Consider the following 22,884-nt stretch of genomic DNA (forward strand, 5'->3'; position numbering starts at 1 on the left):
GGTGAGGAGGATGCGGCTTCCTCCTCCCATGCGAAGCGGGGGAGGTGGCGCGAGGCGAAGCCTCGTGACGGAGGGGGCGCGAGCCGCCAATTCCCATAGATATCCCCGCTAAAAAATACCTATTTCTGTTCCCCGACAGTCCCTTACGCAAAAACGCACGTTTCCTGTCCCCGCTAGTTTTCCTGGCCTCATGCTTGTTCCCATGAGCCAGATCCAAACCCCCACCGCCCCCTCGCCCAGCCAATGGTGCGCCAACCTGCAGGTCAAGCTGATGGCCGCCCTCGACGCGGCCTGGGCCATGGCCGAAAAGAGCGACGACCCGGCCGTGATCGCCCGGGCCCGCGACAAGGCCAGGCTGTGCGGCCAGATGGCGGCCGAGGCCCGCAAGGTCGTGGCCCTGCTCCCGCCGCCAAAGCCCGAAAAGCCCGCCCACCGGCCGGCCGCCGCGACCATGCCGCTGATCGAGGCCGCCGAGCGCGACCTCGCGGCGGAGATCAAACCGCCCGCCGCCCAGGCCCTGGCGATGCAGGCCGCCCTGCGGAAGCTGAAGCGGCGATAGGCCTTGACGGCGGCCTCATCAATATAGCTATATGGCAATATAGCTATGAGGCGATCCATGCTCCCAACCGCCGCGCCGCCCCCGTCGCTCGACCTTGTCTTCGCCGCCCTCGCCGACCCGACCCGCCGCGCCATCCTGGCCCGGCTGTCGGAAGGCGAGGCGACGGTGAACGACCTGGTGGCCCCGTTCGACCTAGCCCAGCCGACCATCTCCAAGCACCTGAAGGTGCTGGAGGGCGCCGGCCTGGTCTCGCGCGGCCGCAGCGCCCAGTTCCGCCCGGTCCGCCTGGAGGCCGGGCCCCTGGCCGAGGTCGAGCGCTGGGTCGGCGGGTACCGCCGCTTCTGGGAGGGCGCTTACGACCGCCTCGCCGACTACGCCCACACGCTGCACGCCGAGGAGGCCAACCGTGACGACCAAGCCTGACGACATCGCCGACCGCCAGATCGTGATCCACCGCGACTTCGACGTGCCGGCCCGCATCCTGTTCCTGGCCCATTCCAAGCCCGAGCACGTCAAGCGCTGGTTCGGCCCGGTCGGCTGGCCGCTGACGATGTGCGAGATGGATTTCCGGGTCGGCGGCCAGTTCCGCTTCGCCATGACCGGCGAGAGCGGCGTGCAGAACGCGCCGTTCGGCGGCGAATATCTGGTCATCGAGCCCGACCGCAACATTACCTACGACAACGGCTTCCTCGACGCGGGCTCGCCGCGCTTCGTGGTCGAGATCGTCTTCGAGGAACACGACGGCAAGACGCGCCTGACCATGACCTCGACCTTCGAGACCAAGGCCATCCGCGACCAGCACGTCGAACTGGGCTTCGAGGCGGGCGTCAATTCCGGCTTCGACCAGCTGGGCGAGGTGGCGGCGGAGCTGGCGGCGGCCTGAAATCCCTCTCTCATAGAGAGAGGGATTTTCGGGACGGGTTCGGATCGGGCTTTTGACTCCGTAGCGATTAAGAACGAACCTGYCGGCAGGACAACGGAGGAAACCCCCATGGTCGAAGCATCCAAAGGCGCGTGCCTGGTGGTGGGGGTCGGCGMCGGGGKGGGCGGGGCGATCTCCCGGGCCTTCGCGGCCGAGCGCTATACGGTCTGCATGACCCGCCGGCCGCGCCATCTCGACCAGTTGGAGGCGCTGGCCGCCGAGATCCGTCAGAACGGCGGCGACGCCCGCGCCTATGGCGTCGACGCCCGGCAGGAGGCCGAGATGGTGGCCCTGGTCGACCGCATCGAGGCCGAGGTCGGACCGCTGGAGGTGGTGGTCTTCAACATCGGCGCGAACGTGCGGTTCGGCATCGTCGAGACCACCGCCCAGGTGTTTTCCAAGGTCTGGGAGATGGCCTGTTTCGCCGGCTTCCTGACGGGGCGCGAGGCGGCGCGGGTCATGCTGCCGCGCGGCCGGGGCACGATCCTGTTCACCGGGGCCAGCGCCTCGCTACGCGGCAAGGACGGCTTCTCGGCCTTCGCCTCGGCCAAGGCCGGTCTGCGGGCCATGGCCCAGAGCCTGGCGCGCGAGGTCGGGCCCCGGGGGATCCACGTGGCCCATGTGGTGGTCGACGGGGCGATCGACGGCGTGTTCACCCGCTCGATCCGCGAGGATGTCGAGGGCCTGCTGGCCCGCGACGAGATCCTCAAGCCCGACGACATCGCCGCGAACTATGTCTGGCTGCACCGCCAGCCGCGCTCGGCCTGGACGCACGAGGTCGACCTGCGGCCTTGGGGCGAGACCTGGTGAGGGGAGGACGCGAGATGACCACCAAGAGCATCGACTTCATCTTCGACTTCGGCAGCCCCAACGCCTATCTGGCCTGGAAGGTGCTGCCGGGGCTCGCCGCCCGCCATGGCGCGAGCGTCAACCTGCTGCCGTGCCTGCTGGGCGGGATCTTCAAGGCCACCGGCAACCAGGCGCCGGCCATCGCCTTCAACGGCGTGAAGGGCAAGATGGATTACGAGATGCTGGAGATGCGCCGGTTCATCGCCGCGCATGACCTCGTGGCCTTCCGGTTCAATCCGCACTTCCCGGTCAACACCCTGCTCTTGATGCGCGGCATGATCGCCGCCCAACGCGCGGGGGTGGGCGAGGCCTATCTGGACGCGATGCTGAAAGGCATGTGGGAGGACGGGCTGAAGCTCGACGATCCGGAGGTGTTCGTGGCTGCGGCCGACGCGGCCGGCCTGGACGGGGCTGCCCTGCTGGCGGCGACGGCCGATCCCGAGGTGAAGGCCGGCTTGATGGCCAACACCGAAGCCGCCGTGGGGCGCGGGACCTTCGGCATCCCGACCTTCTTCGTCGGCGACGAGATGTTCTTCGGCAAGGAACGCCTGGGCCAAGTCGAAGCGGAATTGAGTTCCCCTCTCTCATAGAGAGAGGGAGGGGCCCGCCGCGAAGCGGTGGGAGGGTGAGAGGTTTCACCGCTGGCCGGAAAATCTCAGACCCTTTCGCCAACGGCGCCTCTTCCGGAGAGGGTGTAACCTCTCACCCTCCCACGCCTGCGGCGCGGGCCCCTCCCTCTCCCTATGGAAGAGGGATTCTTCGAAAGCGGAGGGTGTGAGGCAAAGCCCTATCCACGGTGGCGCGTAGATCCTTCCCCCAAGCGGCGCTATCCTGGCCGCCTGACCTCCACCCTTGCGGAATGCGGAAGACCGGATGGATCGTATCGAGGCGATGCGGGTGTTCGTCGCCGCGCTGGACGAGGGCAGCCTAGCTGGGGCCGGACGGCGGCTGAACCGCTCGCCGGCCGCCGTCAGCCGGGCGATCGCCTTCTTGGAAAATCATGTCGGGGCCGAGCTGCTGCACCGCACGACCCGCAGCCTGCGGCTCAGCGAGGCCGGCGAGCGCTACGCCGCCGCCTGCCGGCGCATCCTGATCGACCTGGAGGAAGCCGACCTTGCGGCCCTGGGCGAGCGCTCAGCCCCGCGCGGGACCCTGACCCTTTCCGCCCCGCCGATCAGCGGCGAGGAGATCCTGCGCCCCGTCATCGACGCCTATCTGCGGGCCTATCCGGCCGTCAGCGTGAACCTGCTGCTGCTGGACCGCCACACCAACCTGATCGAGGAGGGCATCGACGTCGCCCTGCGCGTCGGTCAGTTGCCGGACTCCTCGCTGATCGCCGTGCGGGTCGGCGGCGACGTCAAGCGGGTGATCGCCGCCTCGCCCCGCTACCTCGACACCCACCCCCGCATCGCGGAGCCGGCCGACCTGGCCAAGCACCAGATCGTCACCACCACCCACTTCGGCCACGACACCTGGGTGTTCCCGCCAGCCCCGGGCGCGAGCGTCGCGCGGTCGGTGCATTTCAAGCCCCGCCTGGTGGTCAACAGCGTCCGCGCCGCCCTGGCCGCGGCGGTCGAGGGCCTGGGAGTGACGCGGCTCTACACCTATCACGTGGCCCCTAGCGTCCTGGACGGCAGCTTGCGGATCGTGCTGCGCGACGCCGAGCCGCCGCCCCTGCCCGTCCATCTGATCACCCCCCGGGGCCGGACCGCGACCCCGAAGGTCCGCGCCTTCCTCGACTTCGCCGCGCCCCGGCTGAAGGCCGCCTTCGCAGGCCTGTCGGCGGACGCCGAGGCGCTGACGGCGCGATAATTCCAACCTTACAACACCCCAATCCGTGTCATCCCGGAAAGCCCGCAGGGCTTGTCCGGGACCCAGGGGGTGCGTGAATGCCGTGCCGGCCGCCCCTGGGTCCCGGCCCTCCGCTGCGCCGCGGCTGGGATGACACTGGAGAGTTGGATGACTTTCATTCCACCGCCTTGCGGAAGAATGACTGCCGCACAGCGCTCATTCTCCCGACCACCGATCGAACCGACATTGCCTCTCATCCGGCAGCGATCCCCGCGCCGGACAACGTCATCGAGGCAAGTCATGAGCAACGAACAGAAGGTCGCCATCGTCACCGGCGCGTCGCAAGGCATCGGCGCCGAGCTGGTCAAGGCCTATCGCGACCGTAACTACCGGGTGGTGGCCACGTCGCGCTCGATCAAGCAGGGCGCCGACCCCGACATCCTGGCCGTCGCYGGCGACATCGGCGACCCGGCCACCGCCGACCGCATCGTCGCCGAGGCCCTGGCCCGCTTCGGCCGGATCGACACCCTGGTCAACAACGCCGGGATCTTCCAGGCCAAGCCGTTCACCGCCTATACGGCCGACGACTTCGCCGCCAAGGTCTCGACCAACCTGGCCGGCTTCTTCCACATCACCCAGCGCGCCGCCGCCCAGATGCTGAAGCAGGGTTCGGGCCACATCGTCAGCATCACCACCAGCCTGACCGACCACGCCCTGGCCGACGTGCCGGCGGCCCTGGCCAACCTGACCAAGGGCGGGATCAACTCGGCCACCAAGTCGTTGGCCATCGAGTTCGCCGACAAGGGCGTGCGGGTCAACGCCGTCTCGCCCGGGGTGATCAAGACGCCGATGCACGCGCCGGAAACCCACGCCTTCCTGGCCGCCCTGCATCCGGTCGGCCGGATGGGCGAGATCCGCGACGTCATCGACGCCGTGCTCTACCTCGAAGGCGCCGGCTTCGTGACGGGCGAGATCCTGCACGTCGACGGCGGCCAGAGCGCCGGTCACTAAGCCCTTCAGCCGACAGGAGAGACCCCTATGCCCATGGTCACCATCCAGGTCACCCGCGAAGGCTCCGGCCCCGGCCGCTCCGCCGTCACCGCCGACGAAAAGGCCCGGCTGATCGCCGGCGTCAGCCAGCTGCTGTTGGACGTGCTGCACAAGCCGCTGGACTCCACCTTCGTCGTCATCGAGGAGGTCGCGCTGGAGAACTGGGGCTGGGGCGGCCTGCCCGTGCCCGAATACCGCCGCCGCCTGGCCGCCGGCGAACCTTGATCCGTTGAGTCCAGCACTCAATCGGAAACAGATCTTCGCGGTGTCATCCCGGCCGTAGGACCGCGTAGCGGGCCGTAGAGCCGGACCCAGGGGCCGCCGCAGTGCGCCGCCCCCTGGGTCCCGGACAGCCTCTGCGAGGCTTCCGGGATGACACGGATTTATTGCTTTGAAATCTATGAAAACCTCCATTGAGTACGACCCCTAGGGTCTCCACAGGAGGCGAACATGGCCCCTTCTCACCGCCTGCTCGACCTGCTCGGCGTCGAGCTGCCGATCATCCAGGCCCCGATGGCTGGCGCGACCTCACCGCAGATGACGATCGCGGTCAGCAACGCCGGCGGCCTGGGCTCGCTGCCCAGCTCGCTCTATTCCGAGCCCGAGCTGCGGGCGGCGCTGGACACGGTGCGGGCCGGCACATCCCGGCCGATCAACCTCAACTTCCTCAGCCACGACAACCCGCCCGAGGACGCGGCCCGCCAGGCCGCCTGGCGCCAGGCCCTGGCCCCCTACTATGCCGAGGCCGGCTTGGCCCCGCCCCCGCCGATCACCGCCGCCGGCCGCGCGCCGTTCAATGATGCCTTCGCCGGCGTGGTCGAGGACTATCGGCCCGAGGTGGTCAGCTTCCACTTTGGCCTGCCCGCCCCGGCCCTGGTCGAGCGGGTCAAGCGCACAGGGGCCAAGGTGCTGTCCTCGGCGACCACGGTGGCCGAGGCCCAGTGGCTGGAGGCGCGCGGCGTCGACGCGGTGATCGCCATGGGCTTCGACGCCGGCGGCCATCGCGGCAACTTCCTGACGGATGATCTGAGCGCCCAGCTCGGGACCTTCTCGCTGGTTCCCCGGATCGTCGACGCGGTCTCGATCCCGGTGATCGCGGCCGGCGGCATCGCCGACCGGCGCGGCGTGGAAGCCGCCTTCGCCCTGGGCGCCCAGGCCGTCCAGGTCGGCACCGCCTATCTGCTGACGCCGGAGGCCGACATCTCGGCCGTCTATCGCCAGGCCCTGGCCTCGGGCGAGGAGACGGCGGTCACCAACCTGTTCACCGGCCGCCCGGCGCGGGGGATCGTCAATCGGCTGATGGCCGAGCTCGGACCGCTGTCGGACCGCGCCCCCGCCTATCCGACGGCCGGCGCGGCGGTGGCCCCGCTGCGCAAGGCGGCCGAGGCGGCCGGGCGCGGCGACTTCAGCCCGCTGTGGGCCGGCCAGGCGTTCCGCCTGGCCCAGCCGATGTCGGCCGCCGCGCTGACCCGGCGGCTGGCGGGGGTGGCGTGACCTACTTCCCGGCCGCCGCGATCGCCGCGTCGATCTCGGCCAGGGCGTGGTAGCCGGGCTCCATCTTGCGGCCGTTGACCTCGAAGGTCGGGGTGGCGTCGATGCCGTGGGCCTTGGCGTTGTTCTCGACGCGCTTGTTCAGGGCCGTGATCGCCGCCTCGTCGGAGACGCATTTGTTGAACTGCTCGTCGCTCATCCCGACCGACTTGGCGATGTCGGACAGCGTCTCGCGCGGCGAATAGAACACCCCGGGTTGGCTGGCGAAGATCGCGTCGTTGACGGCGAAATACTTGTCCTTGCCGGCGCATCGCGCCACCAGGAAGCCGGCCGAGGCGACGGTCACCTCCTCGTTGCCGCCGACCAGCATCTCGCGGAACACGTAGTGGACCTTGCCGGTGTCGACATACTTGGCCTTGAAGGCCGGGAAGACCTCCTTCTGCCACTTGGCGCAGATCGGGCAGCCGACCGAGGCGTATTCGACCACGGTGATCTTGGCGTCCTTGGAGCCCAGGTCCATGTCGTCGGGCAGCGCCTCGAACGACTTCGACTTGCCGCAGGCGGCCAGGCTGAGCGCCATCAGAGCGACGGCCGCGATCTTGAAACCATGCATCGATCAAACATCCCCGGATCAGAACCGCCACCATAAGGGGCGTCGAGCGAGGCGCAAGCGGGGGCTAGCCAGCCTTGGCCTCGACGACCGCGCAGGCCCAATGGTCCCAGGCCTCGTCGGCCTGGCCGAGGTTGATCGCCGCGAAGATCAGCTTGCCGCCGGCCGGCACGGTCTCGTGGACGACGGTCGTGACGGTTCCCGCCGACGCCCCGCCAAGGGACATCCGGCAGGTCAGGCGCGGGTCGCGGATCGGCAGGTTCGAGGCGTTGATCGCCGCGCCGGTCAGCAGCACGGCCCCGGCCTTGTTCCTGTCGGCCCTCACTCGGAACAAGGCCAGATATCGCTCCGGATGGGCGCGGACCAGGGCGGGGTCGGGCCAGGTGACGGGCGGCGCGGGACGGACGGCCTTGGGCGGCGGCGGCGCTGCCTCGCGTCGTGTCGCCGCCATCAGGGCCGCCCCGCCCAGGAACACCGCCACGAACACCAGCAGGGCCCGCGCCGGCGTGCCGACCACCGCCCAGCGGGGATTGGGCTTGAACACGAAGAAGAACGCCGCGCCGGAGGCCAGCAGCCACAGCAGCGGCACGGCGTTGGTCAGCCAGCTCATCAGAAGTCCCCTCGCGACCGCTCGGCCGCCCGCGCATCTAGATCAGCGGGACCAGACTTTCCAAGCCCATAAGGCCAAGCCTTGTCTAAGGCCGCTGGCTGACCCGCACCCAGTCCACCTCCATCGTCGCCGGCAGGGCGGCCTCGTCGACGCCCTTGGCGTTGGCGCCCTCGGGCCAGCGGCCGCCGAAGGCGAGGTTGAGGATCAGGTGGAACGGCTGGTCGAACGGGGCCGCCCCCACCTCGCCATCGTCGCGCTTCCAGTCGGCCGCCTTGGCCTGGGCGTATTGGCGATCGTCGACGAACCAGGTGATCGCCTCGGGCGTCCACTCGACGGCGTAGACGTGGAAGCCGTCGGCCGAGACCGGCATCGGCGTCGAGGCGCCGTGCTGGCGGTGGGCGCCGCTGGCGTCGGCCGCGAAATGGAGGGTGCCGAAGATCCGGTTCTCCCGCCCGTCCCGGCAGGCCTCCCCCGTCGGCGGGCAAGGCGCGCCCAGGTTCACGGTCTCCAGGATGTCGATCTCGCCCGACTTGGGCCAGCCGCCATAGGCCGACAGCTCGGGCATCATCCAGATCGCCGGCCAGACGCCCTGGCCGCCGGGCACGCGGGCCCGCGCCTCGAAGCGGCCATAGCGCCAGCTGGCCTTGCCCTGGGTCAGGATCTTGCCCGAGGCGTAGTCGCCGGTCTTCATCGGTCCGGTCGGGCCGGCCCAGGGATTGGCCAAGCCCGTGGTCTTGCGCTTGAGCGCCGTCAGCTTCAGGACGCCGCCGCCGACCGACACCGTCTCGGGGCTGACGACATAGCACTGCCGCTCGTCATTGCCGCCGCCGCCGCAGTCGGCCGCGTAGGTCCACCTGGCCTCGTCCAGCCGGTCGCCGTCGAACTCGTCCGACCAGACCAGCGTCCAGCCGTCGGCCCTGGCCGCGCCGTTGCAGGCCAGCATGAGGGTGGCCATGGCGGCGATCGTCCTGGCTTTCGCGGTCATGGGCGGTCTCCCGGTCGATGATCCCCGCGTAGTAGAGGGGTCGAACCGGGATTCGCCAAGGCCGCCGCGCTCAGGGGTGAGGCGTCTCGAGCACGGCCCATCCGGCGTCCAGCCAGGCGGGCGCCAGGCGGCGCGCGCCCGAGGCCGAGAGATGGTCGTCGTCGAAATAGATCGGCCGGCCGGCCATCATCGCCAGGCAGCGCCCGCCCCGGCAGAGCGTCTCGGACGGGAAGACCGCCGCCACACCCTGACGATCCTGGATGGCGGCGCGGATCTCGTCCTCGGCCGGACCGGCGCGCGAGAGGGGCAGTTCGGCGTCGACGTCGGCGCAGACCTCGGGCCGTCCGCCAAGCTGCTTAACCTGGGCCAAGCACTCGGGCGCGCCCAGGGTCAGCTCCGGGAAGGGCCCGACGATCAGCACCCGGACGTTCGGATTGCGGCGGGCGATCGCCTCGAGCGTGGCCCTCAGCGAAGCGGTCATCGAGGGCTTGAAGCCGGGCCTTCCGACCGCCTCGACGCGCACGCGCGGCGAGTTGACGTCGTAGAAGGGCGGCGCGCCGCGATAGAGCGGCCAGCGGCCGGACAGCACCACCAGCCTCAGCCGCTTGTCCGACCCGATCCGGTCCAGGGCCGCCTCGGCGGTCGGGGCGCAGTCGAGCGCGAAGCTGGCGCTGAGCCGGATCTTCAGCCCCACCATCGGCGGACAGCCGCTGCGGGCGGCCTCGCGTACGCTCCAGCCCCGCCGCCGAGCCCATTCCACCACGCCCGGCGTCAGGGCGTCGGCGTGCGAGTCGCCCCAGACGAGGACCTCGTCGCCCGCGGCGCCGGGGGCGGCCCCGAACCGGCAGGCGTCGGGACCAGCCTTGCCCTGGCCCTCCAGGCAGGTCTCGCGCGCCGGATTGACGTCGGTCTCTTCGAGGTCTGCCAGGGCGCGGGCGGCCGGCGACAGTCGGCTCGGCAGGCCGTGGGTGACGAACAGCAGCGCCCCCGCCGCGATCGGCGCCAGCAGCGGCAGAAGCGTCAGGCCCAGGCGCCGCCACGGCCGCTCGAGCGAACCGCGCCGGAAGGGCTGCTCGACGAAGCGCCAGGTCAGGATCGCCAGGATCAGGGCCAGACCCACCAACGCCAGCCGCGCTGGCGCGCTCAGCGGCTGCTGGGCGACGTCGGCGGCCAGGACCAGCAGCGGCCAGTGCCAGAGATAGAACGAATAGGACACCCGCCCCAGGCCGACGACAGGCGCGAGCCGCAACAGGGCCGCGCCCGGCGCCGCGCCCGATCCGCTCCAGATCAACAGCGCCGCGCCCAGGCAGGCGGGGACCGCCGACAGGCCGGGAAAGGCGCTGGTCTCGTTCAGCAGGGCGAGGCTGCCCGCGATCATCAGACCACCGATGATCCCGGCCAGGTTGGCGGTGTTGCGGTCGCCGGGCGGTCGGACGAGGCCCAGGGCCAGGACCCCGCCAGCCAGGAATTCCCAGGCCCGCGCCGGCAGGGCGGCGAAGGCCAGGGTCGTCGCGCCGGTCGCCACCAGGGCCTGGGCCAGGACCAGCGAGCCGACCAGCAAGGCCGCCGCCAGCCCCGCCCGAGCGCCTCGGACCCACCGCAGGGACAGCGCGGTCACGACCAGCGGCCAGACCAGGTAAAACTGTTCCTCCACGCCCAGCGACCACAGGTGCAGCAGCGGGTTCTGCTGGGCCCCGGGCGAGAAATAGCCGGGGGTCTGGAGCAGCAGGAGGTTGGTGACGAACAGGCCCGAGGCCGCCGTCGCCGCGCCGGTCTGGGCCAGAAGCCGGGGCATCTCGACCCAGGTCGCCAGCGCCACGGTCGCCATCACCACCACGACATAGGCCGGCGCGATCCGGCGGGCCCGGCGCAGGTAGAAGCCGCCCCACGAGAACGTCCCCGCGTCGCGCGCCTGGGCGATCAGCCGCGTGATCAGGTAGCCCGAGATCACGAAGAAGACGTCCACCCCGACGAAGCCGCCCGGCAGCAGGACCGGGAAAGCATGGTGGAAGACGATGGCGGCTGCCGCCACCGCCCGCAGTCCGTCGATATCGCGCCGATAGCTTGCCTCGCCGTTCATCGCCCGCCCCTCAGAATTACACGCGTAATCAGATGAGCGGCCGAGCGCGACCCGGTCAAGCGCTATTATTACGAATGTAATCTTCTTTTCGCCGCCGCCGAACCGGCCTAAACACCGCTCCATGCCGTCCGGACCCGACATGATGCTGGAGCTGGCCTGCGGACCGGGACCGGTCTGCGGGGTGGACGAGGCTGGACGCGGCCCGTGGGCCGGACCGGTCAGCGCCGGCGCGGTGATCCTGGATCCCGCCCGCGTGCCCAAGGGCCTCAACGACTCCAAGAAGCTGACCGCCAAGGCCCGCGCGGCCCTGGAGGAAGAGATCAAGGCCGTCGCCATTTCCTGGTCGGTCGGCATGGCCTCGATCGACGAGATCGCCGAGCTCAACATCCTGCACGCCGCCGGTCTGGCCATGCGCCGCGCCATCGAGGGCCTGTCGGTGACGCCGGCCATCGCGCTCGTGGACGGCAACTACCGCTTCAAGCTGCCCTGCCCGATCAAGACCGTGGTCAAGGGCGACAGCCTGTCGTGCTCGATCGCCGCCGCCTCGATCCTGGCCAAGGAGGCCCGCGACCGGATCATGGTCGAGATGGACGCGGTCTATCCCGGCTACGGCTTCGCCGGCCACAAGGGCTACCACGCGCCGATTCATGTTGAGGCACTAAGGAAGTTGGGACCCTCTCCCATCCACCGACTTGGATGGGCTCCAATCCGCGAACTTCAATTCGACTTTGGAGATGAGTCCAAGTAGACTCAAAATAATTGCCCTAAATGCAGAAAACTACGCTTCAGCATACTTGAACAACTAAGCTTCACCACCACCTCCTTATCGACCTCTAAGGCATGGGGAGCGTCAGATGAGCGATATCGAGGCGGCACGAAACCGGCTTTTGCACCTGGCAGAAGATGTCGAGGGCAAGGGTTTGTCGGTTGAAGCAGACGGCATCCGTCAAATCGTCGATGAGTGCATGTATCGACGTCCTGCGGCACGTCGTATGCCCCGGAAGTCGGCGGAAGTTACTCCTCGGTTGAAGAGGCGAGTACTGCGTCTGGCGGATACAACGTCAATGCATGCCGCTGAGATTGCCGTTCGGCTGAATCTCAATCCTGGCCGGGTCTCAGAAATCCTCCAGGGCGATCGCTAAGAACCGTTAACCAAACTTTTCAACACAGCCTTCACCAACAAGACTCATGATTCCGTTCTCTTTCTTAGGGACGTGGACCATGAAGTTCGGGCCGGAAACCATCATCCAGGGCGACTGCATCGAGCAGATGAACGCCCTGCCGGAGAAGTCGGTCGACCTGATCTTCGCCGATCCGCCCTACAATCTGCAGCTGGGCGGCGACCTGCTGCGTCCCGACAATTCCAAGGTCGACGCGGTCGACGACCACTGGGACCAGTTCGAGAGCTTCGCGGCCTATGACAAGTTCACCCGCGAGTGGCTGAAGGCCGCCCGCCGGGTGCTGAAGGACGACGGCGCGATCTGGGTGATCGGCAGCTATCACAACATCTTCCGCGTCGGCGTGGCCGTGCAGGACCTGGGCTTCTGGATCCTCAACGATATCGTCTGGCGCAAGTCCAACCCGATGCCCAACTTCAAGGGCACCCGCTTCGCCAACGCCCACGAGACCCTGATCTGGGCCTCCAAGAGCCAGAACGCCAAACGCTACACGTTCAACTACGACGCCCTCAAGATGGCCAATGACGAGGTGCAGATGCGCTCGGACTGGACCATCCCGCTGTGCACCGGCGAGGAGCGCATCAAGGGCGCCGACGGCAACAAGGCCCACCCGACCCAGAAGCCGGAAGCGCTGCTCTATCGGGTGATCCTGTCGACGACCAAGCCAGGCGACGTGATCCTTGACCCGTTCTTCGGTGTCGGCACCACCGGCGCGGCCGCCAAGCGCCTGGGCCGCAAGTTCATCGGCATCGAGCGCGAGGCCGAATATCTGCAACACGCCAAGGCTCGCATCGCCAAGGTCGTGCCGATCGCCCCGGAAGACCTGGACGTGATGGGCTCCAAGCGGTCCGAGCCGCGCGTGCCGTTCGGCACGATCGTCGAGGCCGGCCTGCTGTCGCCGGGCGACACGCTCTACTGCTCGAAGGGCGCCCACGCCGCCAAGGTGCGCCCCGACGGCTCGATCACGGTTGGCGACCTGTCGGGCTCGATCCACAAGATCGGCGCCCTGGTGCAATCGGCCCCGGCCTGCAACGGCTGGACCTACTGGCATTTCAAGACCGACGCCGGCCTGGCCCCGATCGACGTGCTGCGCGCCCAGGTCCGGGCGGGGATGAACTAGGCCCCGGGCGCGCGCCTTCCTGAAAAGCGGCGACGGTCAGCCGCCTCGGAATCCCCCTACGGCGACCGGCCGACGCGTCTGGGCGTGAACGGTCGCGGCGGTCCTCTGGCCCGTGAAGGCGACGTCGATCATGCAGGCGTCGAGCAGCGGCCCCTCCTTGACCCCGGCCTCGGCGCAGATGCCCTTCACACGCTGCGCGAGCTGCGGCTCGAGGTCCTTCGCGAAGAAGGGTTTGGACGGTACGCCCGACTCCTTCACGCGGCCGCACGCGCTCAACAGCGACGCCGCCGGCTTCACCCGCCAGCTCTCGCCGTAGCGACGGTAGAACTCGTCGAAGGCGAAGGGGAGCTTCAGGACCGCGCCCTGGCGAGTCGCGACCTGGTTCGCGACGTTGCCGGCGTTGACCAGCAGGCCCTGCGCCTCGACCGGCCACCGCCCGAGGCCCACATTGACGTCGATATAGCTGGCGTTCACGACGGCCTTGACCCAGTCGCCGCTCTCCGCGCGCGCGATGTAGGCATTGCCTCGCCGCATGACCTGCGTGCCGTCGGGAAGAAGCTGCACGCCGCCTTCCTGCAACGACGCTTCCCGTCCATCGATCATGACACGCTGCGGCGAGAGGCAGACCGCGACCGTCGTCCTGCCCAGGCGGGCGGCGATGGCGGAATTCACCGCCGCATCGGGCCAGTTCGGCGCGCCGGAAACCTGACGGGCCTGCACGACGAAGCCAGGCTTGGTCCGCAGCAGTTCGAAGTCGCCGGTGGCCTGGAAGTCATAGAGCAGCCCGCTGAGCGTCGTCAGGTGAGTGTCGCCCACCGTCGTGGCCGCCGCGCAGTTGGCCAGCCCGCCGCCGGTGACCTGGTTGAAGATCACCGCCGGACCCGGTTGGCTTGCGACCGGGGCGCTGGGGCCGAAGCCCAGGTTGTTCATCTCGGCCGTGAACCCCGTCGCGACGCAGTTGGGCGGGGCGTCGCCGCCGTAATTGATCCGCGTCCGCGTCGTGAGGCCGGCGTTGTTGTTGAAGCTGGCGGTTCCGCCCACGCCATTGCTGTCGCCGCCATCGCCCAGGATGTTGAATTCCGAAATCTTCCATCCCGACGACGCATTGACCGAATTGTCGCCGTTACGCGTGAAGGCCGTGCCGCCGATGGTGACGACAATGCTGTCCGCGCCGGCCGAGGCCGCGCCCGTGAGCGTGACCTGGCCGAGATTGGTGACGGGGACGGCCGTGGTCGACACAGCGCCGCTGGTGTTGGACAGCTGGACGCAATGGTTGTGGCCGGGGCTGGTCGGGAAAGTCTGGAAGTTCGCCGGGCAGGCCCCATCGAAGCTGATCAGCCAATACTGGATGAAGGCGCGATGGTGCGAGGGATTGTTCTCGAACACGAACTGTTCCCAACCCCGACAGTTCGGGTTCGGTGACGTGCTGCAGGTCGTCGTGGTGAAAAAGTCGGTGTTGATCTGGAGCGTATAGGTGTTGGCCAGCGACGCGCCGGCGTTGCCGATCGGGCCGCTTTCGCTCGTCACGTTGGTCAGCGCGTCGAACGAGCCGGTGGTCGACGAGATGACGCCACTTGGCGCCTGGGCGGCGACGTCGTCGCCGTTGCCGACGTTCAAGGGCACGACGCCCGATCGCGGCGGCATGGGATAGCTGGGCGTTTCAACACAGGGCACTTCGCGCCAGTCCACCGACGGAAATTCCGTCGTGAAGCAGCCCTTCTTGGGCGGCGCCTTTCGACTGACGGTGTTGCGCCACTCTTCCTGCCGCTTGAAATCCGTCGCAGACAGGAGCGGGATGACCTTGCCGCCCGCGTCCGGACCCGATGCGGCCTGCTTGGGCGAACAGGCCGCGAGCAGGACCGACGCCGCGGTCAGGGCCAGGGCGATGGCGATGAAACCGATACGCCCTGCCGAAACACTCGAATTCATTCAAGCCTCCCATCCTACGTCGGGCGCTGGCCACAGGGCCATTCCCCATCGATGAGGTCAGCGGAACGGGTCCGAACCGGCGGGCTACTGAAATTGCGCTTGATACTGCCTCACGAGGCCCACCCGGCTCTAAGCGGGTTCCACACGCCATTCATCGAACGACGGTCTCCAACATTGTCCACATACAACCATGAGTCAACATCATGGATGAATTCGCCCGATGCTAGATCTGCCCGCGGCGTCAAGATCAACGCCGCCGAAGGTCGGATCCAACGGCGCGGCGCCGCTCAGAGCAGCCGTTCCGCCGCCCGCGCCGCCTTCAGGAACACGCTGGGCAGGGCCGAGAGCCCCGCGCGCCGCGTCCAGACGAAGTCGCCCGCTCCGCCCTCGGCCGCGAACACCCGCAGGGTCAGGGAGAAGTGGGTGAACACGTGCTCGACCGCGCCCAGGTCGCGCCAGGCGGCGGGGACCGGCGCGGCGGCGACCGCCTCGGCGTCGGCATAGGGGCTGGCCCGCCAGTCGCTGGTCGGCAGGCCCAGCATCCCGCCCAGCAGGCCCTTCGGCGGTCGGCGGACCAGGGCCACCGTGTCGCCGCGCGTCAGCACATAGGCCACGCCGTGCCGTCGCGGACGGTCGGCCTTCTTGGTCTTACGCGGATAGGTCTCCGGCGCGCCGGTCTTATAGGCGTCGCACCAGGTCGAGATCGGGCAGCGATCGCACAGCGGGGCCTTGGGCTTGCAGATCGTGGCGCCCAGATCCATCAGCGCCTGGGCCCAGTCGCCGGGGCGCTCGTCGGTGACCAGGTCGCCGGCCAGGGCCTTCAGCTCCGGCTTGGCGTCCGGCAGCGGCGTCTCGACCGCGAACAGCCGCGCCGCCACCCGCTCGACATTGCCGTCGACGACGTTGGCGGCGCGATCGAAGGCGATCGCGGCGACGGCGGCGGCGGTGTAGGCCCCGACGCCCGGCAGGGCCCGCAGCCCGTCTTCGGTGTCCGGGAAAACCCCGCCATGCCGGGCGGCCACGGCGCGGGCGCAGGCCAGCAGGTTGCGCGCCCGGGCGTAGTAGCCCAGCCCCGCCCAGGCGGCCATCAGCTCGCCGTCTTCCACGGCGGCCAGGTCCAAGACCGTCGGCCAGCGCTGGGTGAAACTCAGGAAATAGGGCGTGGCGTGCGGCACGGTGGTCTGCTGCAGCATCACCTCCGACAGCCAGACGCGGTAGGGGTCGGAGCGCACCCCGGCCCGGCGCTCGGCCGGCCCCACCCGCCAGGCCAGGTCGCGGGCCTGGCGGTCGTACCAGGACAGCAGCGCCGAGCGGAGGGAGTCGCGGTCTTTCATGTCCCCTCGCCTACCGCGAAGGGCGGCCGCTGTGCTAGCCTTCCCGCATGGCCCGCCGCCCCCTGCCCTCGCCGGAAGAAGCCCTCGCGATCCTGCGCAGCAAGCGCACGAAGCCGCAGCGTCGTCCGCCGCCGCCCGCCGGCAAGAGCCTGGCGCCGCTGCTGAAGGAGCTGGAGACCCGCTTCGGCCAAGGTCCCGCCGCGCTGCAGACCCGCTGGCGCGAGATCGTCGGCGACACGCTCGCCCGTCGGACGGAGCCGGTCCGCATCATCAAGGGCCGCAACGGCGAAGGCGGCGCGCTGGAGCTGCGCGTCGACGGCCCCGTGGCCTCGCTGATCCAGCACCAGGCCCCGCAGATCACCGCCCGCCTCGACATGTTGCTGGGCAAGGGCGTCGTCACCCGACTGCGCATCGTCCAAGGCCCGGTCAAGGCCGCCGCCGCGCCGGCCCAGCGTCCGCGCCGCAAGCCGCCGCTGGACGCGGCCCTGGAAAAACAGCTCGCCGACAGCCTGGCCGAGCAGCCCGAGGGCGAGCTGAAACAGGCCCTGCTGAAGCTGGGGCGCGGCGTACTCCAATCCCAGCGCTGAGCCGGTTGACAACCGCTCCGCGCTCAAGCCTTTGACCCAGTCTTGGTTGCGCCTTTTTCGCTCCCTAACGAGAATCGGGCTTAACTTCCCAATCGACCGCCGAAGGGCCATTTCATGCGTTCGCTGCTCACCCGCGTCACCCTCGTCTTCGCCCTCGCGGCGAGCCTCGCCGCCTGCGGTCCCAAGGGGGCCAAGGTCAACGCCGACGACATGACCATGGGCAATCCGAGCGCCAAGGTGACGGTGATCGAGTACGCCTCGGTGGCCTGCCCGCACTGCGCCAAGTGGAACGAGGAAGTCTTCCCGGCCTTCAAGGCCAAGTACATCGACACCGGCAAGGTCCTCTACGTGTCGCGCGAAGCCCTGACCGGCGAGCCGCGCCTGGCCAACGCCGGGGCCATGCTGGCCCGTTGCGCCGGCAAGGATAAGTACTTCCAGGTGACCGACGCCATCTATCACGCCCAGGCCAGCATCTTCCAAACCGGCGACATCCGCGGCGAGCTGCTGACCATCGCCCAGGCCGCCGGCATGAGCGAAGACCAATTCAACAGCTGCCTCAGCGACGAGAACGCCGCCAAGTCGGCCGAGCGCATCGACAAGCTGATGAAGGCCGACAAGATCGAAGGCACGCCCACCTTCATCGTCAACGGCAAGAAGGTCGGCAGCGAAGAAGGCGGCGAGCGTTCCTTGGCCGACCTGGACGCCGCCATCGCGGAAGCCTCGAAGTAATGAGCCTGGACCGGCGCGCGCTGATCGTCTCGGGCCTCGCCTCCTCTAGCTTAGCTATTGGCGCGGTGAGTCCTGCCGTCGCGCGCGCCAAGCCGCTGCCGCCGGTCCCAGGCGAGATGGTGCTGGGTTCGCCCAAGGCGCCGGTCCAGTTCGTGGTCTACGCCTCGGCCAGCTGTCCGCACTGCGCGCACTGGTGGACGACGGAGCTGCCGGCGGTCCGCAAGGCTTTCATCGACGCCGGCAAGGTGCGGCTGGTGTTCCGCGAGTTCCTGACCCCGCCCCAGGAGTTCGCCGCCGCCGGCTTCATCCTGGCCCGCCGGATCCCGGGCAAGTATTTCGACGTGCTGACCACGATCTTCCAGAAGCAGGAAACCATCTATCAGAGCGACAAGCTGTTCGAGGGCCTGGAGGCGATCGGCCTGCAGTACGGCCTGACCGAGGCGCAGTTCAAGGCGGCGCTCAGCGACCCGGCGGCGCTGAAGGCGGTCAACGACCGCTTCTTCAAGGCGATGAACGAGGACAATATCGAGGTCACCCCGACCTTCTTCGTCAACGGCGCGCCCATCGAAGGCGAGGCGAACCTCGCCGCGCTGTCCAAGGCCTTCGCCACCGCGGCGAAGGGCTAGCCCGGAAGGGACCGCCTCGTGCAGTTCCAGCGCCTGCGCCTTTCGGGCTTCAAGTCCTTCGTCGAGCCGACCGAGTTCCGGATCGAGCCCGGGCTGACGGGCGTTGTCGGCCCCAATGGCTGCGGCAAGTCCAACCTGCTGGAAGCCCTGCGCTGGGTGATGGGCGCCAATTCCGCCAAGGCCATGCGGGCCGGCGGCATGGACGACGTGATCTTCGCCGGCAGCGGGGCGCGCCCGCCGCGCAACCATGCCGACGTCACCCTGACCATCGACAACGCCGACCGCACGGCCCCGGCCCAGTTCAACGACGACCCGGTGCTGGAGGTCGTCCGCCGCATCGATCGCGGCGAAGGCTCGACCTACCGGATCAACGGCCGCGAGGTGCGGGCCCGCGACGTCCAGCTGCTGTTCGCCGACGCCTCGACCGGGGCCAATTCGCCGGCCCTGGTTCGCCAAGGCCAGATCAGCGAGCTGATCGGCGCCAAGCCGCAGAACCGCCGCCGCATCCTGGAAGAGGCCGCCGGCGTCTCCGGCCTGCACACCCGCCGCCACGAGGCCGAGCTGCGCCTGCGCGCCGCCGAGAGCAACCTGGCCCGTCTCGAGGACGTGGCGCGCGAGTTGGAGACGGCGCTGAACCGGCTGCGGCGCGAGGCCCGGCAGGCCGAGAAGTACAAGCGCCTGTCGTCCGAGATCCGCGCCGTGCAGGGCGCCGTGCTCTACGCCCGCTGGACCGAGGCCCGCGACACGCTGGAGCGGACCCAGCGGGAGGCCACCGAGGCCGCGCGCCTCGTCGAAGAGACGGCGCGCGCCAGCGCCGCCGCCCAGGTGGCGATCACCGACGCCGAGGCCGCCATGCCGCCGCTGCGCGAGGAGGCGACCATCGCCCAGGCGATCCTGGGCCAGCTGGCCATCCAGAAGGACCGCGCCGAGCGCGAGGCCGAGGCCGCCGCCGCCGAGTTCGAGCGGCTCTCGAACGACCTGGCCCGCATTGACGACGACCGGGCTCGTGAGAACCAGGCCAAGGACGACGCCGCCGCGGCCTTGGCGCGGATCGACGCCGAGCTCGACGAAGTCCGCACCCTGGTCGCCGCCGCGCCGGAACGGGGACCCGAACTGGCGGAGGCCGCCAAGGCCGCCGAGGCCGCGCGCGCCGCCGCCGAGACCGCCGTCGAGCAGCTGGCCGCCCGGGTCGCCGCCGAGGAAGCCCAGTTCCGCGCCGCCGCCACGCGCCTCTCCGAGGCCGAGGCGCGCGCCAACCGCACCAACCGCGCCCTCGACCAGGCCAAGGCCGAACGCGCCGCCGTCGGTCCCGAGGTCGATCCGGCCGCCGCCGACGCCCGCCAGCGCTTTGACAATGCGCAGGCCGCCCTGGCCGCCGCCCGCGCGGCGCTGGAGGAAGCCGAGACCGAACGCGTCAAGGCCGCCGAGCAGGAGGCCCAGGCCCGTCAACTGGCCCGCAATGTCGAGGATCAGCTGGGCCGCCTGCGCACCGAGGCCCGGGGCCTGGCCCAGCTGACCGCGCCGCGTAGCAAGAGCGGCCACGCCCCGGCCCTGGACAGCGTCGCGCCCGACAAGGGCTATGGCGCGGCCCTGGCGGCGGCGCTGGGCGACGACCTGGACGCCGCGCTCGACGCCAAGGCGCCGTCCTATTGGGGCGGAGCCGAAGCGCCGGCTCCGACCTGGCCCGATGGGGCCACACCGCTGGCCCCGCTGGTCAAGGCGCCGCCGGCCCTGGCCGCGCGTCTCTCGCATGTGGCCGTGGTGGCGCGGGCTGATGGCGACCGGCTGCAAGCGGCATTGAAGCCGGGCATGCGCCTGGTCTCCAAGGAAGGCGACCTCTGGCGCTGGGATGGCTTCGTCGCTCGCGCCGATGCGCCCAGGCCCGCCGCCGTGCGGCTGGAGCAGCGTACGCGCCTCTCCGAGGTCGAGGCCGAGATCGACCTGCTGGCCCCGCGCGCCGAGGCCACCGCCGCCGCCCTGAAGACCGCCGCCGACCGCCTGCGCGCCGCCGAGGACCTGCTGCGCGACAAGCGACGCGGCCCGCCCGACGCCGAGCGCCTGCTGACCGGGGCCCGCGAGGCCGTCACCAAGTTCGAGCGCGAGCAAGCGATGCGCGCGGCGCGGGCCCAGTCGCTGGACGACACCATCGCCCGCTTCGAGGCCGAAAAGGCCGAGGCCGACGCGGCGCTCGATCAGGCCCAGCAAGCCCACGCCGCCGCCCAGACCTCGGGCGACCTGCAGCCGCAGTTGGCGCAAGCCCGTCAGGCCTCGGCCCAGGCCCGCGAGGCGGCCAGCGCCGCGCGCACCGCCCTGGACGTCGAGACCCGCGAACGCGCCGGCCGCCAGCGCCGGCTGGAAAGCCTGGAGCGCGACCGCGCCGACTGGGCCAAGCGCGCCGAGGCCGCCGCCAAGCGCACGGAGTCTCTGGAAGGCGACCGGGTCAAGGCCGCCGCCGCGCTGGAGGCCGCCCGCGAGGCGCCGGCCGTGCTGAAGGAACGGCTGCTCGTTTTGCTGGACGAGTTCGCCGCCGCCGAGGCCCGCCGCGCCAAGGCCAGCGACGCCCTGGAGACGGCCGAGACCACCCGGATCAACGCCGACCGCGCCGCCCGGGCCGCCGAGCAGGCCGCCGGCGAGGCCCGCGAGAAGCGCGCGGCCCTGGTCGCTCATCTGGACGGGGCCCGCCAACGCTTCGCCGAGGTCGCCTCGGCCATCCGCGAGCAGGCCCGCATGGAGCCCGAGGAGCTGGGCCGCCACGTCGCCGGCGAGGCGGTGGCCGTGCCCAAGGACGCCGCCGGCGTCGAGGCTCACCTGTTCGCCCTGGAACGTGAGCGCGACGCCATCGGCCCCGTGAACCTCCGCGCCGACGAAGAGGCCCAGGAATATGCCGGGCGTCTCGAGACCATGCGGACCGAGCGGGCCGACCTCTCGGGCGCCGTGACCAAGCTGCGGGCCGGCATCGAGGAGCTGAACGCCGAGGGGCGCGAGCGCCTGCTGGCCGCGTTCGACGTGATCAACGCCAACTTCCAGACGCTCTTCCAGGCCCTGTTCGGCGGCGGCCAGGCCGAGCTGAAGCTGATCGAGAGCGACGATCCGCTCGAGGCGGGCCTCGAGATCTTCGCCTGCCCGCCCGGCAAGCGCATGGCCAGCATGAGCCTGATGAGCGGCGGCGAGCAGGCCTTGACGGCCAGCGCCCTGATCTTCGGCGTCTTCCTGGCCAATCCGGCCCCGATCTGCGTGCTGGACGAGGTCGACGCGCCGCTGGATGACGCCAATGTCGACCGCTACTGCAACATGCTGGACGAGATGCGCCGGCGCACCCAGACCCGCTTCATCGCCATCACCCACAACCCGGTGACCATGAGCCGGATGGACCGCCTGTTCGGCGTGACCATGGCCGAGCGCGGGGTGAGCCAGCTGGTCAGCGTGGACCTGAGCACGGCGGAGAAGCTGGTCGCGGCTTAGGCGGTCGCTGGCCCCCTCCGCGCCTTCGGCGCTCCTCCCCCGGAGGGGGAAGAAGATCGGTCTTCCTTCCGCCCGCCTTTGGGGGCGGACGACCGCGAAGCGGTCAGGTGGGGGAGGACCTAGAACCCGATCGCCATCCGCAGCGGATTGGCCGGATCGGCCAGCAGCTTCACGGCCATGGCGCACGAGATCACCACCAGCAGCGGCCGGATCAGCTTGGGCCCGAAGCGCATCGCCAGCCTCGATCCCACCTGGGCGCCGAGAAACGCCCCGACCGCCATGGCCAGGCCGATCGGCCAGATGACCACGCCCTTGGAAATGAACAGGGCCAGGCTGCCCAGATTGCTGGCGGCGTTGGCCAGCTTGGTGTGGGCGGTGGCCTTCAGCGCGCCATAGCCCAGCAGGGTGACGATCGCCACCATGTAGAAGGCCCCCGCGCCCGGGCCGAAGATGCCGTCGTAGAAGCCGATCACCGGCGCGACGAAACAGGCGAACGGGATCAGCGCCATGCGCGGCGCGACGTCCTCGGTCTTGAGGGCGCGCGAGAAGCCGAAATAGAGGGCGATGGCGATCAGCAGCACGGGCACGACGGCCCGCAGCAGCTGTGGCGACAGCAGGCTGGCGCACAGCGCCCCGCAGAGGCCGGCGACCGCGGCCCCGGCGGCGACCGGCAGGGCCGTCTTCCAGTCGATCAGGCCCCGACGGGCGAAGGCGCTGGTCGAGGAGATCGAGCCGAGGGAGCTCTGCAGCTTGCTGGTGCCCAGGGCCTGGACCGGCGACAGCCCGGCCAGCAGCAGGGCGGGCAGGGTCAGCAGGCCGCCGCCGCCAGCGATGGCGTCGATGGCCCCGGCCAGGGCGGCGACCGCGAACAGGGTGGCGATGACGTCGAACGAAACCTGAGCCATGGCCGGCTCATGATCGTATTCTGCCCGTCGCGCAAAGAAAAAGGGGCCCCAAAGGACCCCTTAGTCT

General features: G+C 69.9%; 23 protein-coding genes. 16 read left to right on the forward strand and 7 right to left on the reverse strand.

Going from position 1 to position 22,884, the window contains the following annotated elements; genetic code table 11:
- The first annotated feature begins 202 nt into the window (after nt 1–202).
- From AC1DSO_RS17010 to AC1DSO_RS17050, 9 genes are all read left to right on the forward strand, one after another.
- Nucleotides 203–559 carry a hypothetical protein gene (locus tag AC1DSO_RS17010; RefSeq protein WP_477069947.1) on the forward strand — a complete coding sequence of 119 codons (357 nt, stop codon included), beginning with the start codon at nt 203–205 and terminating at the stop codon, nt 557–559.
- A 57-nt stretch (nt 560–616) separates the two neighbouring features.
- Nucleotides 617–982, forward strand: coding sequence for an ArsR/SmtB family transcription factor (locus AC1DSO_RS17015; protein WP_477069948.1), 366 nt, complete (start codon nt 617–619; stop codon nt 980–982).
- The gene (locus AC1DSO_RS17020; RefSeq protein WP_477069949.1) at nt 966–1,442 is read left to right on the forward strand and encodes an SRPBCC domain-containing protein; all 477 of its coding nucleotides are present in this window, start codon (nt 966–968) and stop codon (nt 1,440–1,442) included. Before AC1DSO_RS17015 ends, AC1DSO_RS17020 begins: the two co-directional genes overlap by 17 nt.
- Before the next feature lie 108 nt (nt 1,443–1,550).
- A complete protein-coding gene (locus AC1DSO_RS17025) occupies nt 1,551–2,291 on the forward strand; it encodes an SDR family NAD(P)-dependent oxidoreductase (RefSeq protein WP_477069950.1) in 741 nt (246 codons plus the stop codon).
- Between the two features lie 14 nt (nt 2,292–2,305).
- Nucleotides 2,306–2,920 carry a DsbA family protein gene (locus AC1DSO_RS17030; RefSeq protein ID WP_477069951.1) on the forward strand — a complete coding sequence of 205 codons (615 nt, stop codon included), beginning with the start codon at nt 2,306–2,308 and terminating at the stop codon, nt 2,918–2,920.
- 283 nt (nt 2,921–3,203) lie between these two features.
- Complete coding sequence (locus AC1DSO_RS17035; protein ID WP_477069952.1) at nt 3,204–4,142, forward strand: LysR family transcriptional regulator; 939 nt, start codon at nt 3,204–3,206, stop codon at nt 4,140–4,142.
- A 279-nt stretch (nt 4,143–4,421) separates the two neighbouring features.
- The gene (locus AC1DSO_RS17040; protein WP_477069953.1) at nt 4,422–5,132 is read left to right on the forward strand and encodes an SDR family NAD(P)-dependent oxidoreductase; all 711 of its coding nucleotides are present in this window, start codon (nt 4,422–4,424) and stop codon (nt 5,130–5,132) included.
- Between the two features lie 27 nt (nt 5,133–5,159).
- Entirely contained in the window at nt 5,160–5,396 is a 237-nt protein-coding gene (locus AC1DSO_RS17045; RefSeq protein WP_477069954.1) for a tautomerase family protein, read from the forward strand.
- 225 nt (nt 5,397–5,621) lie between these two features.
- A complete protein-coding gene (locus AC1DSO_RS17050) occupies nt 5,622–6,665 on the forward strand; it encodes an NAD(P)H-dependent flavin oxidoreductase (RefSeq protein ID WP_477069955.1) in 1,044 nt (347 codons plus the stop codon).
- A 1-nt stretch (nt 6,666) separates the two neighbouring features.
- Here AC1DSO_RS17050 and AC1DSO_RS17055 read toward each other — a convergent pair whose 3' ends face one another.
- The 4 genes from AC1DSO_RS17055 to AC1DSO_RS17070 all read right to left on the reverse strand — a co-directional run bounded on the left by AC1DSO_RS17055 (nt 6,667) and on the right by AC1DSO_RS17070 (nt 10,947).
- Entirely contained in the window at nt 6,667–7,275 is a 609-nt protein-coding gene (locus AC1DSO_RS17055; protein WP_477069956.1) for a thioredoxin domain-containing protein, read from the reverse strand.
- A gap of 64 nt (nt 7,276–7,339) precedes the next feature.
- Complete coding sequence (locus AC1DSO_RS17060) at nt 7,340–7,882, reverse strand: hypothetical protein (RefSeq protein ID WP_477069957.1); 543 nt, start codon at nt 7,880–7,882, stop codon at nt 7,340–7,342.
- Between the two features lie 85 nt (nt 7,883–7,967).
- A complete protein-coding gene (locus tag AC1DSO_RS17065) occupies nt 7,968–8,837 on the reverse strand; it encodes a glycoside hydrolase family 16 protein (protein ID WP_477069982.1) in 870 nt (289 codons plus the stop codon).
- A gap of 100 nt (nt 8,838–8,937) precedes the next feature.
- Nucleotides 8,938–10,947 carry an acyltransferase family protein gene (locus AC1DSO_RS17070; protein ID WP_477069958.1) on the reverse strand — a complete coding sequence of 670 codons (2,010 nt, stop codon included), beginning with the start codon at nt 10,945–10,947 and terminating at the stop codon, nt 8,938–8,940.
- Nucleotides 10,948–11,068: 121 nt separating this feature from the next.
- Here AC1DSO_RS17070 and AC1DSO_RS17075 point away from each other — a divergent pair, with 121 nt between their 5' ends.
- From AC1DSO_RS17075 to AC1DSO_RS17085, 3 genes are all read left to right on the forward strand, one after another.
- Complete coding sequence (locus AC1DSO_RS17075; protein ID WP_477069959.1) at nt 11,069–11,695, forward strand: ribonuclease HII; 627 nt, start codon at nt 11,069–11,071, stop codon at nt 11,693–11,695.
- A 106-nt stretch (nt 11,696–11,801) separates the two neighbouring features.
- Entirely contained in the window at nt 11,802–12,089 is a 288-nt protein-coding gene (locus tag AC1DSO_RS17080; RefSeq protein WP_477069960.1) for a hypothetical protein, read from the forward strand.
- 79 nt (nt 12,090–12,168) lie between these two features.
- Nucleotides 12,169–13,245, forward strand: coding sequence for a site-specific DNA-methyltransferase (locus AC1DSO_RS17085; protein ID WP_056054861.1), 1,077 nt, complete (start codon nt 12,169–12,171; stop codon nt 13,243–13,245).
- Nucleotides 13,246–13,281: 36 nt separating this feature from the next.
- Here AC1DSO_RS17085 and AC1DSO_RS17090 read toward each other — a convergent pair whose 3' ends face one another.
- Nucleotides 13,282–15,174 (reverse strand): hypothetical protein, encoded by a 1,893-nt coding sequence (locus AC1DSO_RS17090; RefSeq protein ID WP_477069961.1) that lies wholly within the window; start codon nt 15,172–15,174, stop codon nt 13,282–13,284.
- Nucleotides 15,175–15,461: 287 nt separating this feature from the next.
- Nucleotides 15,462–16,508, reverse strand: coding sequence for an A/G-specific adenine glycosylase (gene mutY, locus AC1DSO_RS17095; RefSeq protein ID WP_477069962.1), 1,047 nt, complete (start codon nt 16,506–16,508; stop codon nt 15,462–15,464).
- A gap of 47 nt (nt 16,509–16,555) precedes the next feature.
- On the opposite strand from mutY, the gene AC1DSO_RS17100 reads away from it, so the two are divergent.
- From AC1DSO_RS17100 to smc, 4 genes are all read left to right on the forward strand, one after another.
- On the forward strand, nt 16,556–17,095 hold the full coding sequence (locus AC1DSO_RS17100) for a DUF721 domain-containing protein (RefSeq protein ID WP_477069963.1): 540 nt from the start codon (nt 16,556–16,558) through the stop codon (nt 17,093–17,095).
- A 114-nt stretch (nt 17,096–17,209) separates the two neighbouring features.
- The gene (locus AC1DSO_RS17105; protein ID WP_477069964.1) at nt 17,210–17,824 is read left to right on the forward strand and encodes a DsbA family protein; all 615 of its coding nucleotides are present in this window, start codon (nt 17,210–17,212) and stop codon (nt 17,822–17,824) included.
- Nucleotides 17,824–18,450 carry a thioredoxin domain-containing protein gene (locus AC1DSO_RS17110; protein WP_477069965.1) on the forward strand — a complete coding sequence of 209 codons (627 nt, stop codon included), beginning with the start codon at nt 17,824–17,826 and terminating at the stop codon, nt 18,448–18,450. The genes AC1DSO_RS17105 and AC1DSO_RS17110 overlap by 1 nt, the downstream gene beginning before the upstream one ends.
- An 18-nt stretch (nt 18,451–18,468) precedes the next feature.
- Entirely contained in the window at nt 18,469–21,912 is a 3,444-nt protein-coding gene (smc, locus tag AC1DSO_RS17115) for a chromosome segregation protein SMC (protein WP_477069966.1), read from the forward strand.
- A 119-nt stretch (nt 21,913–22,031) separates the two neighbouring features.
- On the opposite strand, the gene AC1DSO_RS17120 is transcribed toward smc, so the two are convergent.
- Nucleotides 22,032–22,817 (reverse strand): TSUP family transporter, encoded by a 786-nt coding sequence (locus AC1DSO_RS17120; protein WP_477069967.1) that lies wholly within the window; start codon nt 22,815–22,817, stop codon nt 22,032–22,034.
- Nucleotides 22,818–22,884: the final 67 nt, after the last annotated feature.

The organism is Caulobacter sp. P4_E5 (assembly GCF_056401555.1).

Coding starts and splice junctions, on each gene's coding strand:
- AC1DSO_RS17010 (WP_477069947.1), top strand. CDS start 203: ATGAGCCAGATCCAAACCCCCACCGCCCCCTCGCCCAGCCAATGGTGC.
- AC1DSO_RS17015 (WP_477069948.1), top strand. CDS start 617: ATGCTCCCAACCGCCGCGCCGCCCCCGTCGCTCGACCTTGTCTTCGCC.
- AC1DSO_RS17030 (WP_477069951.1), top strand. CDS start 2,306: ATGACCACCAAGAGCATCGACTTCATCTTCGACTTCGGCAGCCCCAAC.
- AC1DSO_RS17035 (WP_477069952.1), top strand. CDS start 3,204: ATGGATCGTATCGAGGCGATGCGGGTGTTCGTCGCCGCGCTGGACGAG.
- AC1DSO_RS17045 (WP_477069954.1), top strand. CDS start 5,160: ATGCCCATGGTCACCATCCAGGTCACCCGCGAAGGCTCCGGCCCCGGC.
- AC1DSO_RS17050 (WP_477069955.1), top strand. CDS start 5,622: ATGGCCCCTTCTCACCGCCTGCTCGACCTGCTCGGCGTCGAGCTGCCG.
- AC1DSO_RS17055 (WP_477069956.1), bottom strand. CDS start 7,275: ATGCATGGTTTCAAGATCGCGGCCGTCGCTCTGATGGCGCTCAGCCTG.
- AC1DSO_RS17060 (WP_477069957.1), bottom strand. CDS start 7,882: ATGAGCTGGCTGACCAACGCCGTGCCGCTGCTGTGGCTGCTGGCCTCC.
- AC1DSO_RS17065 (WP_477069982.1), bottom strand. CDS start 8,837: ATGGCCACCCTCATGCTGGCCTGCAACGGCGCGGCCAGGGCCGACGGC.
- AC1DSO_RS17070 (WP_477069958.1), bottom strand. CDS start 10,947: ATGAACGGCGAGGCAAGCTATCGGCGCGATATCGACGGACTGCGGGCG.
- AC1DSO_RS17075 (WP_477069959.1), top strand. CDS start 11,069: ATGCCGTCCGGACCCGACATGATGCTGGAGCTGGCCTGCGGACCGGGA.
- AC1DSO_RS17080 (WP_477069960.1), top strand. CDS start 11,802: ATGAGCGATATCGAGGCGGCACGAAACCGGCTTTTGCACCTGGCAGAA.
- AC1DSO_RS17085 (WP_056054861.1), top strand. CDS start 12,169: ATGAAGTTCGGGCCGGAAACCATCATCCAGGGCGACTGCATCGAGCAG.
- AC1DSO_RS17090 (WP_477069961.1), bottom strand. CDS start 15,174: ATGAATTCGAGTGTTTCGGCAGGGCGTATCGGTTTCATCGCCATCGCC.
- mutY (WP_477069962.1), bottom strand. CDS start 16,508: ATGAAAGACCGCGACTCCCTCCGCTCGGCGCTGCTGTCCTGGTACGAC.
- AC1DSO_RS17100 (WP_477069963.1), top strand. CDS start 16,556: ATGGCCCGCCGCCCCCTGCCCTCGCCGGAAGAAGCCCTCGCGATCCTG.
- AC1DSO_RS17105 (WP_477069964.1), top strand. CDS start 17,210: ATGCGTTCGCTGCTCACCCGCGTCACCCTCGTCTTCGCCCTCGCGGCG.
- AC1DSO_RS17110 (WP_477069965.1), top strand. CDS start 17,824: ATGAGCCTGGACCGGCGCGCGCTGATCGTCTCGGGCCTCGCCTCCTCT.
- AC1DSO_RS17120 (WP_477069967.1), bottom strand. CDS start 22,817: ATGGCTCAGGTTTCGTTCGACGTCATCGCCACCCTGTTCGCGGTCGCC.